Here is a 501-nt window from a genome sequence, read left to right as displayed (position 1 = left end):
AATAAATCAATATCACCTTGAGAATATCCCCATTCTTTCCCATAAATTTGAACATCTTTAATTAGAAATAAATGTAAATTAGCAGCTTGCGCATATGTTGCCAAAAGTGGTATTTCAAATCCTCTTATGGCAAAAGAACTCATTTCGGTGCGCAATGAATGTTCCGCGTTTGAAAATCTTTCTCTTACTAGCTCTTTACTCCGAAAATTATTAGGGTTTTTTTGCCAATCTTCAAATGCGTTTAAATAGGATTGGAGCGCTCTACCTGAATTGGCCAAATCTGCAAGTGCTTTGTTTCTTACAGCCTCTTCTATTTTTTGATTTATGAGTTCTTCTACCATTATCATTAATTCAGCCCACGGGTTTCCTGATGCCGGTGGAAGACGTGTTCTCGATCTCGGGCCGCGGCACCGTGGTGACTGGTCGTATCGAGCGCGGCGTGATCAAGGTTGGCGACGAAATCGAAATCGTCGGCATCCGTCCGGTGCAGAAGACCACCGT

1 protein-coding gene and 1 pseudogene are annotated in these 501 nt (G+C 42.3%); one reads left to right on the top strand and one right to left on the bottom strand.

The window, feature by feature from the left end:
- Positions 1-341 (bottom strand): insecticidal delta-endotoxin Cry8Ea1 family protein (locus ABGA94_RS08790; RefSeq protein ID WP_375367038.1); only part of this gene is annotated, 341 nt, incomplete at its 3' end.
- A gap of 23 nt (positions 342-364) precedes the next feature.
- On the opposite strand from ABGA94_RS08790, the pseudogene ABGA94_RS08785 reads away from it, so the two are divergent.
- Positions 365-501: pseudogene (locus tag ABGA94_RS08785) on the top strand (EF-Tu/IF-2/RF-3 family GTPase); the annotation flags it as partial.

The organism is Stenotrophomonas sp. 3diitr2024, assembly GCF_042136455.1.
Lineage (GTDB): Bacteria > Pseudomonadota > Gammaproteobacteria > Xanthomonadales > Xanthomonadaceae > Stenotrophomonas > Stenotrophomonas sepilia.
The sequence above is the reverse complement of the archived record's forward strand: the minus strand, read 5'-3'. Positions and strand labels throughout refer to the sequence as shown.